Annotated in this window: 16 protein-coding genes; 5 read left to right on the forward strand and 11 right to left on the reverse strand. The window is 72.2% G+C overall.

The window, feature by feature from the left end:
* Positions 1-53: 53 nt before the first annotated feature.
* Entirely contained in the window at positions 54-1,514 is a 1,461-nt protein-coding gene (locus OG738_RS32325; protein ID WP_329046654.1) for an aminotransferase class I/II-fold pyridoxal phosphate-dependent enzyme, read from the reverse strand.
* A 79-nt stretch (positions 1,515-1,593) separates the two neighbouring features.
* On the opposite strand from OG738_RS32325, the gene OG738_RS32330 reads away from it, so the two are divergent.
* Positions 1,594-2,781, forward strand: coding sequence for an amidohydrolase (locus tag OG738_RS32330; RefSeq protein ID WP_329046656.1), 1,188 nt, complete (start codon positions 1,594-1,596; stop codon positions 2,779-2,781).
* Between the two features lie 33 nt (positions 2,782-2,814).
* Here the strand turns inward: OG738_RS32330 and OG738_RS32335 are convergent, their stop codons facing one another.
* From OG738_RS32335 to OG738_RS32365, 7 genes are all read right to left on the reverse strand, one after another.
* Positions 2,815-3,723, reverse strand: a complete 909-nt coding sequence (locus OG738_RS32335; protein WP_329046659.1) for an alpha/beta hydrolase — start codon at positions 3,721-3,723, stop codon at positions 2,815-2,817.
* Positions 3,724-3,775: 52 nt separating this feature from the next.
* A complete protein-coding gene (locus OG738_RS32340) occupies positions 3,776-4,672 on the reverse strand; it encodes a TauD/TfdA dioxygenase family protein (RefSeq protein ID WP_329046661.1) in 897 nt (298 codons plus the stop codon).
* Positions 4,669-5,982: an LLM class flavin-dependent oxidoreductase gene (locus OG738_RS32345; protein ID WP_329046663.1), complete on the reverse strand. Its 1,314-nt coding sequence runs from the start codon at positions 5,980-5,982 to the stop codon at positions 4,669-4,671. Before OG738_RS32345 ends, OG738_RS32340 begins: the two co-directional genes overlap by 4 nt.
* Positions 5,979-6,821 (reverse strand): ABC transporter permease, encoded by an 843-nt coding sequence (locus OG738_RS32350; protein ID WP_329046665.1) that lies wholly within the window; start codon positions 6,819-6,821, stop codon positions 5,979-5,981. Before OG738_RS32350 ends, OG738_RS32345 begins: the two co-directional genes overlap by 4 nt.
* Positions 6,818-7,591, reverse strand: coding sequence for an ABC transporter ATP-binding protein (locus OG738_RS32355; RefSeq protein WP_329046667.1), 774 nt, complete (start codon positions 7,589-7,591; stop codon positions 6,818-6,820). Before OG738_RS32355 ends, OG738_RS32350 begins: the two co-directional genes overlap by 4 nt.
* A complete protein-coding gene (locus OG738_RS32360; RefSeq protein ID WP_329046669.1) occupies positions 7,588-8,604 on the reverse strand; it encodes an ABC transporter substrate-binding protein in 1,017 nt (338 codons plus the stop codon). The genes OG738_RS32355 and OG738_RS32360 overlap by 4 nt, the downstream gene beginning before the upstream one ends.
* Before the next feature lie 100 nt (positions 8,605-8,704).
* Positions 8,705-9,925 carry an ROK family transcriptional regulator gene (locus OG738_RS32365; protein ID WP_329046671.1) on the reverse strand — a complete coding sequence of 407 codons (1,221 nt, stop codon included), beginning with the start codon at positions 9,923-9,925 and terminating at the stop codon, positions 8,705-8,707.
* 89 nt (positions 9,926-10,014) lie between these two features.
* Between OG738_RS32365 and OG738_RS32370 the strand changes: the two genes are divergently transcribed.
* Positions 10,015-10,350 carry an ArsR/SmtB family transcription factor gene (locus OG738_RS32370; protein ID WP_329046673.1) on the forward strand — a complete coding sequence of 112 codons (336 nt, stop codon included), beginning with the start codon at positions 10,015-10,017 and terminating at the stop codon, positions 10,348-10,350.
* Between the two features lies 1 nt (position 10,351).
* Positions 10,352-10,828, forward strand: coding sequence for an SRPBCC family protein (locus OG738_RS32375; protein ID WP_329046675.1), 477 nt, complete (start codon positions 10,352-10,354; stop codon positions 10,826-10,828).
* Here OG738_RS32375 and OG738_RS32380 read toward each other — a convergent pair.
* The gene (locus tag OG738_RS32380) at positions 10,797-11,765 is read right to left on the reverse strand and encodes a helix-turn-helix transcriptional regulator (protein ID WP_329046677.1); all 969 of its coding nucleotides are present in this window, start codon (positions 11,763-11,765) and stop codon (positions 10,797-10,799) included. The two genes, OG738_RS32375 and OG738_RS32380, sit on opposite strands and share 32 nt — an antisense overlap.
* A gap of 62 nt (positions 11,766-11,827) precedes the next feature.
* Between OG738_RS32380 and OG738_RS32385 the strand changes: the two genes are divergently transcribed.
* Entirely contained in the window at positions 11,828-12,940 is a 1,113-nt protein-coding gene (locus OG738_RS32385) for an epoxide hydrolase family protein (RefSeq protein ID WP_329046679.1), read from the forward strand.
* Between the two features lie 2 nt (positions 12,941-12,942).
* Here OG738_RS32385 and OG738_RS32390 read toward each other — a convergent pair whose 3' ends face one another.
* A complete protein-coding gene (locus OG738_RS32390) occupies positions 12,943-13,824 on the reverse strand; it encodes an NmrA/HSCARG family protein (protein ID WP_329046681.1) in 882 nt (293 codons plus the stop codon).
* Positions 13,825-13,927: 103 nt separating this feature from the next.
* On the opposite strand from OG738_RS32390, the gene OG738_RS32395 reads away from it, so the two are divergent.
* Positions 13,928-14,473, forward strand: a complete 546-nt coding sequence (locus tag OG738_RS32395) for a TetR/AcrR family transcriptional regulator (protein WP_329046683.1) — start codon at positions 13,928-13,930, stop codon at positions 14,471-14,473.
* Positions 14,474-14,667: 194 nt separating this feature from the next.
* Here OG738_RS32395 and OG738_RS32400 read toward each other — a convergent pair whose 3' ends face one another.
* Positions 14,668-15,783, reverse strand: a complete 1,116-nt coding sequence (locus OG738_RS32400; RefSeq protein WP_329046685.1) for a helix-turn-helix domain-containing protein — start codon at positions 15,781-15,783, stop codon at positions 14,668-14,670.
* Positions 15,784-15,803: the final 20 nt, after the last annotated feature.

Consider the following 15,803-nt stretch of genomic DNA (forward strand, 5'->3'; position numbering starts at 1 on the left):
GTCCTGGACGCGCGCGAAGGCGGCACTTTCCCTGAAAGTGCCGCCTTCGCTTGTCAGTGCTTCGCGACGACCCGGACGGACTTCAGCTCGGAGTCGGCGGGGTCAGGCAGCTCCATGCCGGCTTCGAGCCCGCTGCGCACGTAGTCGAGGATCGGCTTGGTGATCACCTCGCCCGGCAGGACGGCGGGCGCGCCCGGCGGGTACGGCGTGATCATCTCCGCCGCGATGCGGCCGGGTGCTTCGTCCAGCGACACCTGCTCGGCGGGGCCGAAGAACGCGTCACGCGGCAGCATCGCCGTCTCCAGCTCCATTTCCCGCGGCGACGGGAGGTCGACCGCCGGCGGCCGGGAAAACGACGGTGCCGCCCGCAGCAAGGCCTCGAGGGCGGCCACGAGCACCCCCGCGGTCTCGTCGTCGTCCGAATGGTTCATCTGGGCGACGATCCGGCGGTGGTCGGAAAGCCCCACCGTGACGCGCTGCTCCGCGCGCAGCCAGTCGGCGGCCTGATATCCGCTGATGCCCAGCGGAGCCAGGTCGAGCACGATCTTCAGCACGTCCACCGAGTCCGCCAGATCGGGGCCGAGGAACTCGTCGTGCAGCACCGTGAGCCCGAGGTCCGCCAGCCGGGCGCGCACCGACCGCACGCGGCCGAGCGCGCTCTCGAGCAGTTCCTTGCCCTGCTCGGCCATCTGCCGCCGCCAGCCGTCGAGCGCCGCGTACACCAGCGAGCTCGGGCTCGTCGTGCCCAGCAGGTCTTCGCGCGACTTCAGCACGTTCGGGTCGACGCGGTCGCCCTGCAGGTGGAAGACCGAGCTCTGCTCGACCGCCGCGCCCATCTTGTGCACGCTCGTCACGCACACGTCGGCGCCGGCGTCCATCCCCCAGGGCGGCAGTCCGTCGTGGAACGGCAGGTGCGCACCCCACGCCTCGTCCACGACCAGCGGGATCCCGCGTTCGTGGCACCAGTCGGCCACCGCCCGGATGTCCCCGCACGTGCCGTAGTCGGTCGGGGTCACCAGCAGGGCGCCCTTGGCCTCGGGTTCGCGCTCGCAGGCCTCCGCGAACTCCCGCACGCCGGGCGGGTGGGTCAGCTGCTGCTCGGCGTCCCAGTGCGGCCGCACCCACACCGGCTGGACGCCACTCACGATCAGGCCGGCGATGACCGACTTGTGGACGTGCCGCGGCACCAGCAGCTTCTCGTGCGGGCCGGCGACCGCGAGCATCGCGCTCTTGACCGAGAGCGAACTGCCGCAAGTGGAGAAGAACGTGTGCTCGGCGCCGACCGCGTCGGCCATCAGCTCCTGCGCTTCGGCGAGCACGCCGCCGCGCATCAGCCGGTCGTCGAGGCCGTTGAGGGCGATGACGTCGGCCTTGAAGACGTCGGCGCCGACGACGTCCAGCACCCGCGGGTCGATGCCCCGGCCCTGCTTGTGACCGGGCGCGTTGAAGGGGACGTAGCCCGTGCGGTGGTAGTCGCGCAGCGCTTCGAGCACCGGCGCCTTGCTGTGGTCCATGCGCGCGGGTAGCCCGCGGCCGGCCGTGTGAAACACTGCCGGTGGTGTGACCGTGCGGGGTGGGGGTATTCCGATGGGCATGGAATGGCACGAAGAGCTGCACGATCGCGCCGACGAACGGATCGAGTACCTGGCCGAGCGGCTGTGGGCCGTCGCCACCGCGCTGCACGAGCGGCCGGAACTGTCCTATGAGGAGCACGCGGCCGCCGAGCGCCTGACCGGTGAGCTGGCCGCGGACGGCTTCGAGGTGGAAACCGGGGTCGCCGGGCTGCCCACGGCGTTCCTCGCGCGGGCCGGGACCGGCCGCCCGTGCGTCGCGCTGCTGCTCGAATACGACGCGCTGCCCGGCCTCGGGCACGCCTGCGGGCACAACCTGATCGCCGCGGCCGGCCTCGGCGCCGCGCTGGCGGCGCGGGAGCTGCTGGCCGACAGCCCGGGCTCGCTGCTCGTGGTGGGGTGTCCCGCCGAGGAACGCGGTGGCGGCAAGGTGGCGCTGGCCGAGGCCGGCGTCTTCGACGACGTCGACGCGGCCCTGATGGTCCACCCCGGAGTGCACTCGTGGTCCTGGGCGCCGCTGACCGCGCAGGTGGAGCTGAAGGTGACGTTCCACGGCCGCGCCGCCCACCCGACCGGCGACCCCGAAGCGGGCATCGACGCGCTCGCCGCGCTGATCCAGGCGTTCGGCGCGGTGTCGGCGCTGCGGCAGCGGCTGCCCGCGGGCGCGCATGTCCAGGGCATCATCACCCACGGTGGCGAGGCGACGAACATCGTCCCCGACCACGCCGAAGGCCGTTTCGGCCTGCGCGCGCTGACGACCGACGCGCTGGACCGCCTGGCCGAGGACGTCGCGACGTGCGCACAAGGCGCGGCGCTCGCCACGGGCGCGAAGGTGACCGTCGAACGCCTCGGCCGCGGCTACGCGCACTTCCGCGACAACCCGGTGCTGTCCGAGCGGTTCACCGAGCACCTGGCGGCGTGCGGCATCCACGCGACCCCGCCGGCGCCCGGGGTGTACCTGGGCTCGTCCGACATCGGCGACGTCAGCGTCCGCGTCCCGGCGATCCACCCGTTCGTGGCGATCACGGCGGAGGAGTACTCGGACCACACGCCGGAGTTCGCCGCGGCCGCGGCGAGCCCGCGCGGGCGATCGGCGATGCTCGCCTCGGCGGCGGCACTGGCCCGGACGGCGATCGACCTGCGCACGCACCCGGCGCTGGTCAGCCGGGCCTGGGACTGCTTCCGCGACTCGGAACGCAACGGCCGCTGACCCTGCTCGGCACTCACGACCGGCCGCGGCGGCTCAACCCGTGGCCGCGCTCACCGGCCGTCGCCGGAGGAGACGCTCCACGTGGTTCATCGCTTCCACGCCTTCCGGGATCGCCTGCATGAGCCAGTTGTGGAACATCCCGGTGTACTCGCGGTAGTCGATCTCCGTCCCCGCCTCCTCGGCGCGACGGCGGAACCGGCGGGCGTCCGGCAGCAGGACGTCCCGCGTCCCGATGAACAGCGTGATCGGGGCGAGCCCGCTCAGGTCCGCGTGGATCGGGCTGACCAGCGGGTCGTGGGGGTCCGTGCCCTCGGCGTACATCCGGCCCGCCTCGCGCAGCCCCGCGATGCCCAGCATCGGGTCGGTCTCGTCGAGCAGTTCCGAAACCGGGTCCGCCAGCAGGACGTCCAGCCACGGCGAGTAGAGGATCAGCCGTTCGGGCTGCGGCCGCCCGGCCGCGCGGAGGTTCTGGGCGATCGCCAGCGCCAGCGCGCCGCCCGCCGAGTCGCCGGAGACCACCACGCGCCCGGCCGTGATCCCGTCGTAGGCGGCCTGCACCATCGGGATCGTCGCCGTGTGGTCGTGGTGCGGCACCAGCGGGTACACCGGGAGGGTCACCGTGCAGCCGAGCCGCGTGACCAGATCGGCCGCGTACTTCCAATGGTGCTTCTCGACCTGCTCGACGTACCCGCCGCCGTGCAGGTGCAGCACGTGGAGGCCGTCCGAGGCGCCCGAGCGCGGCCGGAACGTGTAGCAGGGGAAGCCGTGCACCTCGCGCCGTTCGACGTCGCACCGCCGCCGCACCTTGCGCGGCGGCCGGGCCATCGACGGCTTCTGGTGCCGCGGGAGCCGGTGGTGCAGTGCGGAAGCGTTGTCGTAGAACCGTTTCTGCCCCGACGCCCGGAGCAACGCCATCTTGACCTTCGCCTGGACACTGACCACGCCGGACTCCTTCCCGTCCGCACCCGGGTACCCGGGTGCGGACGGGACCTAACTAGGCGACGGAGGTGTAGTGCGAGGCGTCACCCTCGAGGGATTCGCTCCACCGGCCGTCGATGCCCACCGGGACGTCCCCGGCCACCGTGACGCGGTTCAGCCGCCGCGGCAGGCCGTCGTAGTTGTCGATCGCGTAGTGCTGGGTGATCCGGTTGTCGAACAGCACCAGCTGGTTCGGCTCCCACGCGACGCGCACGACGTTCTCCGGCCGCGTCACGTAGGACTGCAGCAGCCGCAACAGGTCCCGCGACTCGCTCACCGACAGGCCCTCGATCCGCTGCGCGAACCCGCCGATGAACAGGCCGCGCTCGCCGGTCACCGGGTGCACCCGCACCACCGGGTGCACGGTCCGGTACTTGCGCGAGACGAACTGGGCCCGCCGTGCCTGCTCCTGGTCGTCCACCGTTTCCGGCGGCTGGACGTAGTCGTAGTCGTTGGTGTGCACCGCCCGCAGCGTGTCGGCGAACGCCCGCAGCGGCTCGGGCAGGTCCCGGTAGGCCGCCGCGGCGTTCGCGATCAGGGTCTCCCCGCCGTAGGGCGGCACCACGAGGCTGCGCAGCGTGCTGGCCTTCGGCGGGTTGAGCACGAACGTGACGTCGGTGTGCCAGTGGTTGGCCCGGCCCAGCTCGCTGTCCACCGGCAGGATCGTCGGCGCGCCGTCGACGGCGGGCACCGTCGGGTGGGCTTTCGTCAGCTCGCCGAAGCGCGCGGCGAAGCGCTGCTGGCCTTCGTCGTCGAGTTCGGTGTTCCGGAACACCAGGGCCTTGTGCTCGTGCAGGGCGTCGGCGAGGAACGCCACCTGGGCGGCGTCGAGGTCGCCTGCCGGGTCGAGGCCGATGATCTCGGCGCCGATCCTCCCGGTGATCTTGCGGACGTCGGTGCTGATCGCGGTCATGCGGGCTCCTTCACTCGGGTGCGGTTGACGGGTCGCGCGAGGCCGTAGTGCTCGCGCAGGGTGGTGCCGGAGTACTCGGTGCGGAAGAGCCCGCGCCGCTGCAGTTCCGGGACGACGAGGTCGACGAAGTCGTCGAGCCCGCCGGGCAGGGTGGGCGGCATGACGTTGAAGCCGTCGGCGGCGCCGCCGGTGAACCAGGCCTCCAGCTCGTCGGCGACCTGGACCGGCGTCCCGGCGAAGACGCGGTGCCCGCGGCCGCCGGCCAGCCGTTCCAGCAACTGCCGGATGGTCAGGTCCTCGCGCCGGGCCAGGCCGACGACCAGCTCGAACCGGCTCTGGCCGCCTTCGGTGAAGCTGCCGACGTCCGGCAGCGGGCCGTCGAGGGGATAGCCGGTGACGTCGTGGTCGAGCATCTTCGACAGCTGCCGCAGCCCGTAGTCCGGCGTGATCAGCGCGTTCAGCTCGGCCTCGCGCTCGCGGGCCTCGGCCTCGGTGCGGCCGAGGATCGGCGAGATGCCGGGCAGGATCTTGATCTCGTCGGGTGTCCGGCCGTACTTCGCGAGCCGTCCCTTGACGTCGTCGTAGAACGCCTTGCCCTCGGGATAAGTCTGCTGCGCGGTGAACACGGCTTCGGCGTGGCGCGCCGCGTACTCCTTGCCGGTCTCGGACGAGCCCGCCTGCACCAGCAACGGGTGACCCTGGGGTGGCCGTTCGATGTTGAGCGGCCCGTGGACCTGGAAGTGCGCCCCGTCGTGGGCGATCGGCCGGATCCGGTCGGTGTCGGCGTAGACGCCGGACGCGCGGTCGACGAGCGCGGCATCGTCGTCCCAGCTGTCCCGCAGCTTCTTGACGACCTCGACGAACTCCTCGGCCCGGTCGTACCGTGCCGCGTGCGCGGGCCGCTTGGCGAGGTTGAAGTTCCGGGCTTCGTCGATCCCCGCCGACGTGACGATGTTCCAGCCCGCGCGGCCGCCGGAGAGGTGGTCGAGCGAGGCGAACTTCCGCGCCAGGTGGTACGGCTCGTTGTACGTCGTCGACGCCGTCGCGATCAGTCCGATGTGGACTGTCGACGCGGCGAGCGCGGACAGCAGCGTCAGCGGCTCGAAGTGGCTGTGGGAGTTGTGCTTCACGTTGCCCCACAACGCCACGCCGTCGGCGAGGAACAGCGAGTCGAGCTTGCCGCGTTCGGCGGTCCGCGCGATGTCCACGTAGTGCTGCAGTGTCCGGGCCCGGTGCGGGTCGGTCGACGGGTGCCGCCACGCGGCTTCGTGGTGGCCGTTCGGCATCACGAACGCGTTGAGGTGCATCATGGCTTCTCCTTGGGACGCCAGGTGGAAAACCGCCGTTCGAGGACGACGAAGCCCTGGTTGACGATGACTCCGAGGACCGAGACCGCGATGATCCCGGCGTACATCTGCTGGATCTGGAAGTTCACCTGGCTGGTGTTGATCAGGTAGCCGAGCCCGGCCTTCGCGCCGACCATCTCGGCCGCCACCAGCACCAGGATCGAATAGGACGCCGCCATCCGGATGCCGGTGAACACCGTCGGCACGGCCGAGGGCAGGATCACCTTCCGGAACAGCCGCGGGCTGGACAGCCCGAGCGAGCGCGCCGCCTTCACCAGCAGCGGATCGACCGTGTTGACCCCGGCGATGGTGTTGAGCAGCACCGGCCAGACGCACGCGTACACGACCAGGGTGACCTTCGACAGCTCGCCGATGCCCAGCAGCAGCGTGAACACCGGGAGCAGCGCCAGCGCGGCGGTGTTGCGGGCCAGTTCCAGCAGCGGCTGCAGGAACCGGGCGACCGGCCGGTACCAGCCGATCAGCAAGCCGATCGGCACCGCGACGCCGACGGCGATCGCGAACCCGGCGGCCGACCGGCCGATGCTGGCCAGCAGGTGGTCCTCGAGTTCGCCGTCGAGCGCGAGATCCACCAGCGCTCGCAGGTCTTCCGAGAGCGGTGGCAGGAACGTTCGCGTGCTCTCGTCGAGGACGAACCGGGGGACCAGCTCCCAGAGGGCCACGAACAGGACGACCGCGGCCGAGCCGTGCACGGCGCGGGTGAACCGCTTGCGCCACCGGCGGTTCGCCGGGGCCGCCGGCGCGGGTCCGGTGTGGACCGCCGGGGCTTCGAGGGTGGTGGTCATCCGACGGCACTCCGTTCGTGTTCGGCCGCCTTGCGGACCTCGTCGTGCAGCAGTTCCCAGAGCCGGTGCCGCTGCCGCCCGAACGCCGGGTCGGACCGGACGTCACCGGCGCGGTCGCCGAGGTCGACGTCGACGACGGCCTTGAGCCGCCCGGGCCGCGAGGTCAGCACGGCCACCCGCTGTCCCAGGTAGACGGCCTCGTCGATGCCGTGGGTGATGAACACGATCGTCTTGCCGGTGCGGCGCCAGATCCGCAGCAGCTCGTCCTGCAGCTGCTCGCGGGTCTGCGCGTCGAGGGCGGCGAACGGCTCGTCCATCAGCAGCACGGCCGGGTCGTAGGCGAGGCTGCGGGCGATCGCGACGCGCTGCTTCATCCCGCCGGACAGCTCGTGCGGGTAGCGGTCTTCGAAGCCGGAAAGCCCGACCAGGGAAAGGTATTCCCGGGCTCGCTCGGCCCGCTGCCGCTTCCCGAGCGAGCCGCCTTCGAGGCCGAACTCGACGTTGGCACGGGCGGTCCGCCACGGGAACAGCGCGTACTGCTGGAAGACGACCCCGCGGTCGAGACCGGGGCCGCGCACCGGCTCGCCGTCGATCAGCACCTCGCCCGACGTCGGGGTGGTGAGCCCGCCGAGCAGGTCGAGCAGCGTCGACTTGCCCGACCCGCTCGGCCCGACGAGGGAGAGGAACGTGCCGTCGGCGACGTCGAGGGAGACGTCGTCCAGCGCGGTGAGCGCGCCGAAGGTCTTGGTGACCGACCGGATGCTGATCACTTCGTCACCGCCGGGGCGTCGGCGCGGTAGGGGTTGAATTCGTTGGTGTAGAGCTTCGAGGTGTCGATCCGGTCGCCCTTGATGTAGCCCTGCTTCAGCCACGGCTCCCAGAGCGTGTAGTCCCGGTCCGAAATGAGGCCGCCGCGGGTGATGCCGACGCTCTTCCAGTACTTGAGCGTGTCGGTGTTCTCGTTGCGGCCCCGGGCCTGGATGATCTTGGTGAAGCGGGCGATCACCTGCTCGCGCGGGGTGGTGCGTTCCCACTCGATCGCCTTCGCGACGCCGGAGACGAAGATCTTCGTCGTCTCCGGGTACTTCTTGATGAAGTCGGTGCGCAGCACGTACGGCCCGCCGTTGTAGGGCCCGAACGCCTGGACGTCGCTGAACAGCGAGCGGACGCCGCCGGCCGCGACGGCGTGGTCCTGCAGGATGCCCTGCAGCGCGACGACGTCGAGCTGGCCGTTGCGCAGCGCCTGTTCGGCGTTGATCGGCGGGATGACGACGAGCTGCACCTGCTTGATCTCGTCGTCGGAGAGGCCCTGCTTCTTCAGCCAGGTGTCGAGCGCGGCTTCGAGGTTCGCGCCCGCGGTGTTGACGCCGACCTTCTTGCCGATCAGGTCGCGGGCGGTCCGGATCGGACTGTCCTCTTTGGTGTAGTAGCCGATGAACGCCTTGTCGTCGGAGCCGTAGTAGTTGACGACCGCCTTGACCGGTGCGCCCGCTTCGACGAGCTTGACGACCGCCCCGGTGAAGGCGCCGCCGAAGTCGGTCTGGTCGGTGGCCGCGGACTGGATGTCCTGCGGGCCGCTGATCGTGTTGCCGACCCACTTCAGCTTGACCGGGCCGAAGTAGCCCAAGTCCTCGGCGAGCTCGGGCAGGGTCACGGAGTTCGCGCTGCCCTGGTAGCGCAGTTCCAGCTTTTCCGGCTGCCCGGGCGCGCCGGTCGCCGTGGCCGACGTGCACCCGGCGAGCAGCACCGCGGCGGCGGCCAAGAGGGGCAAGGTTTTCTTCACGGTGGTTTCGTCCGTTCGGGAGTCGGCGGGGTTGTCTCGATTGTTCGGGGCCGCCGACCGGACGGTCAATTTTGCGAGTTCGTGAAATAACTCCGGCGATTCACGAGGCGCGCGACAACCGGGTGAGCAGCGGACCGAGCGGGTCGTCGTAGAGGACGTCGAGCAGCACCGCGCCACCGGCCGTCGCCAGCTCGGTGCCCGGGAAGCTCGTCGGCACAACGGTTTCCGCCGGATCGGTGCACCCGCGGGACCGCTCGCGGACTTCGTCCCGGATGGCGGGAAGGCAGCCGGAGACCTGGGCTACACTCCGGTCGACCACCACGAGCACCGCCGGGTTCAGCACGTCGAGCAGCAACGCCGCGGCCTGCCCGATGAGCCGGGCGCGGTCGTGGAACATCCGCACCGCCGCGGAATCGCCCGCGTTGGCGAGCGCCAGCAGTTCTGGGAAATCCGGGCGCGTGAGCATTCCGCTTTCCGCCGCTTTGCGCGCGAGCGTCGCTTCCGAAACGGTGGCTTCGAGACAGCCGGTGCGCCCGCAGCGGCACGGTTCGGCGCTGTCGTCGACGGGCAGGTGCGCGACGGCGCCCGCGGCCGAGCGCGGACCGTGGTGCACGAGGGCGCCGGTGGCGAACGCGGCGTCGACGACGTTGCCGGTGAACAACTGCACGACGCTCTCGCGCGCCTTCGGGTGGCCGAAGAGGCGCTCGGCGTGGACGAGGGCCCGCGCGTGCCCGTCGACCTCGACGGCCAGCCCGGTGCTCTCGGCGAGCAGGTCGCGCACCGGCACGTTCTTCCAGTCCAGCAGGGGATGGTCGACCACGGTGCCGGATTCGCGGTCGACCCAGCCGCCGGTGGCGACGCCGAGGCCGAGCGGCTCGCGGTCCGGGGCGTGCCCGAGCAGCAGGTCGTCGAGGATCTCGGCGGCCCGGGCGAGCAGGTCTTCGGCGGCCAGGCCGTCGTGCGGTTCTTCGTGCTGCACCAGGACCTTCCCGCGCACGTCGAGCAGCGCGACGGTGGCGTGGTGCACGGCGAGGTGCAGCGCGCCGGCGACGTGCCGCCCGGTGTCGAGGTCGACCGGCACGTGCGGCCGCCCGACGCTCCGGCGCGGCTCGGCTTCGGGGAGTTCGCGCAGGAGTCCTCGCCCCACGAGGTCGGCAGTGTGCCCGGTGACGGCCGCCGCGGAGAGCCCGGTCCGCCGCGCGATGGTGCTGCGCGCGATCGGGCCGTCGTCGAGGATCGCCCGCAGGACGGCGCTCGCGCTGGCACTCCGCCGGGCGCCGCGTGCGTCCGTCCGGTGTGGACCGTCGACCCGGGAGGTCATCGCCCGATCGTGACAGACGGCCGCGCGGGAGCCCAGCGTGCCCAGGATGTGGGTCTTGACGCATACCCATATCGGCATATGATGGCCGGGTGGCACGAGCAGCGACAACGGCCGACACCTTCAACGCCGTCGCCGAACCCCGGCGGCGGCAGATCCTCGACGTCCTGATGGCCGGCGAACGGTCCGTCGGCGACCTCGTCGACCAGCTCGGCCTCGCGCAGCCGCAGGTGTCCAAGCACCTGCGCGTCCTGCGGGAGGTCGGGGCCGTCGACGTCCGCGGGGACGGACGGCAGCGGCTCTACCGGCTCAACGGCCCGGCGCTGAAGCCCATCCACGACTGGGTCAAGCGCTACGAACGGACGTGGTCGGAACGCTTCGAGGTGCTGGACGGCGTCCTCGGAGAACTCAAGGAACAGGAGCATTGACGTGGAGATCACGACCCCGGCCGACGACCGGATCCTCATCACGCGCGAGTTCGACGCGCCTCGGCATCTGGTCTACCGCGCGTGGACCACGCCGGAGCTGGTGAAGCGCTGGTGGGCCGGCCACCGCGGGACGACCACGAAGGTCGAGATGGACCTGCGGCCCGGCGGCCGCTGGCGCTACGTGCTGGAGACGAACGACGGGGCCGAGGTCGGCTTCCACGGCGAGTACCGGGAGATCGTGCCGGAGGAGAAGATCGTCTACACCGAGGTCTTCGAGATGCCGGGCGTCGACCTCGATTCGGTGGACGGGCCGCTCACCACCGCCACCTTCACCGCGCTCGGGGACCGGACGCGCCTCGAGCTGCTGACCGAGACCGGCAGCAGGGAACTGCGGGACACGATCCTCGAGTCCGGCATGGAGGTCGGCGTCCGGGAGCAGCTGGCCCTCATCGAGGAGCTGGCGAACTCCCTGCGTTAGCCGCGCGCAGAAACCGTTCGCCCGTCTTGGCCAGCTCGGCGGCCAGCTCCGGCGCGTCGAGCACTTCGAAGTCGGCTTCGAGGAATCCGAGGTAGAGCGAGAGCATGGCCGCGCTGTCCGAGCCCACTTCCGTGATGCAGCGGTCCGGGCCTTCGGGCGTCACCTCGACCGCGATCGGCAGCCGGGCCCGGACGTACTCGGCGGACGCGTGCAGGCGCACCTTCGCGTGGTAGCGCCAGGTCGCCGCGCCGACGCTGCGCTGGACGAACTGCGCGACGTCACCCTCCGGGGGCTCGCGCGGGGCGAAGCGCGGCCCGTTCGGCACCTTCGGTGTCATCCGGTCGACGCGGAAGGTACGCCAGTCGTCCCGCGCGGGGTCCCACGCGACGAGATACCAGCGGCGGCTCAGGCTGACCAGCCGGTGCGGCTCGACGTCGCGGCGGCTCGGCGTGCGGTCGTGGCCGGTGTAGTCGAACCGCAGCCGCTCGCCGGCCCGGATGGCTGAGGCGATCGCCGTCAGGACGTCGGCGTCGACCGTCGGGCCGGTGGCCGGCACGGCGACCGTCGCGGCCTGCAGCGCGTGCACCCGATGCCGCAGCCGCGACGGGAGCACCTGCTCCAGCTTCGCGAGCGCGCGCACCGACGTCTCGCCGATCCCGGCGACGCCGGTGGCCGTCCGCAGCCCGACCGCGACGGCCACCGCCTCGTCGTCGTCCAGCAGCAGCGGGGGCAGCTGCGCGCCCGCGCCGAGCCGGTAGCCGCCCTGGACGCCGGGGGCGGCCTCGACCGGGTAGCCGAGGTCGCGCAGCTTGCCGACGTCGGCGCGGACGGTGCGCGCGGTGACCCCGAGCCGCTCGGCGAGGTCGGCGCCGGTCCAGTCGCGCCGCGTTTCGAGCAGCGAGAGCAGCCGGAGCAGGCGGGCGGAGGTCTGCAACATTTTCCGAGCGTCCCACGAATCGCGGAAGGAAGTCTTCCGCAATGGTTCCTAGCGTCCCTGCCATGACGAACTCCTTCCGCATCGAGATCCCGCAGTCCGACCTCGACGACCTGCACCGGCGCCTCGCCGGCGCCCGCTTCGCCGATCCCGTGCCCGGCGACGAGCCCGGCTGGTCCCGCGGCATCCCCACCGCCGCCGTGCGCGAGCTGGCCGAGTACTGGCGTGACGGCTTCGACTGGCGCGCGCAGGAAGCCGCGCTCAACGCGTTCCCGCAGTGCACGACCGAGATCGACGGCCAGCCGATCCACTTCCTGCACGTCCGGTCGGCCGACCCGGACGCGGTCCCGCTGCTGCTCACCCACGGCTACCCGAGCTCCTTCGCCGAGTTCCTCGACGTCATCGGGCCGCTGACCGAGCCGGGCCCGGACGCGTTCCACGTCGTCGTCCCGTCGCTGCCCGGCTTCGGGTTCTCGACGCCGCTGAGCGGGCCCGGCTGGGAGCTCGCCCGGACGACGGACGCGTTCGCCGAACTGATGACCCGGCTCGGCTACGACCGCTTCGCCGCGCAGGGCGGCGACATCGGCGCGGGCGTCACCGGACGGCTCGCCGCGCTGTACCCGGACCGCGTGCTCGGCACGCACGTGAACAGCGACCGCGGCACGATCGCGCTGGCGGGTGAGCAGCTTCCGTTGCCGGACAACCTGTCCGAGGCCGAACAGTCCGAACTGGACGCCGCCCGCGAGGCGTGGAAGGCGGGCCGCGGCTACCTCGACCTGCAATCCCACAAGCCGGAGACGATCGCGGCGGCCCTCACGGACTCACCGGTCGGACAGCTGGCGTGGATCGCCGAGAAGTTCCAGGCGTGGGCGAACCAGGGCGTCTCCCGTGACCGGCTCCTGACCACGGTCAGCTTGTACTGGTTCACCCGCAGCGGCGCGACGGCGGCCCGCTTCCTGTACGAGGCAGCGCACTCCGGCCACGGCTGGCTGGCGCCGTCGGCCGTGCCGGCGGGCTGGGCGGTGTTCAACACTTCGCCGATGGTGCGGCGGATCATGGACCCGGAGGAGAAGGTCGAGCACTGGTCGGAGTTCGCCGCGGGCGGCCACTTCGCGGCGATGGAGGAGCCGGAGCTGCTGGTGGGCGATATCCGGGCGTTCTTCCGCACGCTGCGGTAGGCCTAGCGAGCCAGGTTCCGTTCCGCCCATTCCGCGAACGACGTCAGCGGGATGCCGAGCGCCCGGGCGAACTCCGGGCGCGCCGGGTGGCCGACCTCGTTCTGCCACTCGTGCCGGACGGCGAAAGCGGGCGCCCCGGCGGCGATCGCTTCCGCGGCGGTCATGTCCGGCGCGGTCAGCTCGACGCCGAGTGCGCGCGACAGGACCTCGGCGACCCGCGTCATGGTCATCAGCTCGCCGGCGAGCTCCAGCTCGACGCCGTGGAAGCGCGCCGGGGCCGCGAACGCCGCCGCGGCCGCGGCGCCGATGTCGTCGACCGCGACCAGGGCCAGTTCGGTGCCGGGCTTGATGGTCGTGACGAGCCTGCCGTGGGGAAGCAGGAACGACGGCGGCAGGAAGTTCTCCATGAAGAATCCCGGCTTGACCAGCGTCCAGTGCGCGAACCCGGCGTCGCGGACGCGGTCCTGGATCGCGGTCTTGGTCTCCAGGTAGTGCTCCATCGACGCCCACCGGCCGTCGGCCCAGCCGGGCACCGACCGGTGCTGCCCGGCGCCGGAGACGGAGGTGTGCACGAACTGCGGCACGCCGGCTTCCGCGGCGGCGTCGACCAGGTTGCGGCCCTGGACCCACTCGGAGTCGCCGTCCAGGTTCGCCATCTCGGGCATCTGGACGGAGAAGACGCCTCGCACGCCCTTCATGGCGGGAACGAGGGACGCCGGGTCGTAGAGGTCGCCTTGCACCACCTCGACGCCGAGATCGTGCAGTGCCCGGGCGCGGTCGGGGTTCCGCACCAGCGCGCGGACGGGGAGGCCGGCCTTCAGCAGGGCACGGGCGGTGGCGCCGCCCTGCTTGCCGGTGGCGCCGGTGACCAAAACTGGGGACATGGGAAACTCCTCGCGGCGATAAGTGGCGGGGCCCGCCATTTCGTGCTCGCTACACTAGCCACTAAGTGGCGACCCCCGCCACTTCCCGTTCCGGAGGTGGCCCGTGCCGCGGTCCGACGCCCGCCGCAACTACACGCGCATCCTCGCCGTCGCCGAGGAGGAGGTCGCCGCGCACGGCGCCGAAGCCTCCCTGGAACAGATCGCCCGGACGGCCGGCGTCGGTTCGGCGACGGTGCGCCGCCACTTCCCGAGCCGCCAGGCGTTGCTGGAGGCGGTGTTCCGGCAGCAGGTCGACGCGCTGGCCCGGCAAGCTCACGAGCTGGCGGAGGCACCGGACCCCCGCGCGGCGCTGCTCGACTGGCTGAGCGCCTTGACGACGTACGCGGCGACGGCCCGCGGCTTGGCAACGGCGCTGGTCCGCGACGACCGGTCCGCGGCCCACGCGTGTTCGGCGACGATGACCGAAGCGGGCGCCCCGTTGGTACGGCGGGCGGCGGAGGCGGGCGCGGTCGGTCCGGAGGTGACGGTCGAGGACCTGATCGCGGTGGTGACGGGCATCGTGCTGGCGACCGAGCACCACCGCGACCCGCCAGGAGAAGCGCGACGGCTGCTCGCGTTGGCGGTGCGGGGGATCAGCCCGGCGCGGTGAGCGGGGATCGGCAGGCGATCTGCCGGATGCGGGGCCGTTCGCCGGAGGCCTTGGCGCGGCGGCGTGGTGTGGCCGGTCGAAGACTGAGCGGCATCCGTTCATCGGGCGTCGCGGCTGCATGCCGTGGCGAAGAAACCAGTCCGGCGCAGCGAGCAGGTCCCGCCGGACCCAGAGGCTGCCTGCCCGTCCGGGAATCAGCCCGGCGTGGCGAGCCAGCGGTGCAGCGCCCACCACGACCGCACCGCGTCGAGTACCCGTCCGCCGGTGTTTTCGCCCAGTACCAACGGGGTCAGCTCCGCCAGCCGGTCCAGGCGGTACCGGACCGTGTTCGGGTGCAGGTGCAGCGCTTCCGCCGTGGACCGCAACCGCTGTCCGTGGTCGAGGTAGGCCAACGCCGTCGCCGCCAGCTCGCGGTGGAAGGGGTTCGCCGCGTCCAGGGAACCGAGCAGCGCCGTCGTGAGCAGGCCGCCCAGGACCGGCTGGGCCGTCAGGGCCACCTCGGCCGCCAGGGACGTCAAGTCGTGGTAGCCGGGGCCGGCCAGGCGCGCCGCCGCCGTGCACAGGCGGTGGACCTCTTGCAGTGTCGGCAAAGCGGCCGCCGGCGCGACGACCAGCAGGACGTCGCCGGCGAGCGCCACGCCGGCGGGCGACCGGGCCGCCAAGCCCGTGAGCCGACCCTCGACCAGGCCGTAGATCCCGCCGAACTCGAGCAGCGCCTGCTCCAGCGTGCGTGCCTGCGCCGGGTCGCTGACGTCGGACACGACGCAGAAGTACCGGACGTCGGGATGCAGTCCCGCCCGCCGGAGCTCTTCGGGCGTGGGTGGGTGCCCGGCGAGCAGCAGGGTCCGCAGCAGCTGGGTCCGCGCGTCGCGCACCGTGCGGGAAAGCTGGAGCTCGGCGGCGTGGTAGCCCTTGACGACGTGGTGCTCCAGCGCCCCGGTGTAGCGGTCGGCGTCGAGGACCGTTTCGAGGATGACGTCGTCGGGCACGCCCGCCGCCCGGGCGCGTTCGACGGCGACGCGCGCCGCGTGCGTGCGACCCGCCTGGACCCCGCGCAGGAGTTCGGTGAGCGGGACACCCTGCGCGGCGCGGTCGGCGCCCAGCGCCTCCGCGGTGGAGTAGTCCGCCTCGCCGGGGCTCGCCGTCGCCCGCAACGCGGCCGAGAGCAGGAGCTGGATGTGCCGCCGGTTCTCGGCCTCCGGGAGCCGCGCGACCTCGGCCGACTGGCTGCGCGCCACCTTGACCAGCTCGTCCAGCACGGCCTCGTCCGCGGCCATGTCGTCGAGGATCCGCCGGAGCAGCGGCTTCACCGGCACCTCCCGGACGCGTT

Origin of the sequence: Amycolatopsis sp. NBC_01488 (assembly GCF_036227105.1) — a bacterium.
Lineage (GTDB): Bacteria > Actinomycetota > Actinomycetes > Mycobacteriales > Pseudonocardiaceae > Amycolatopsis.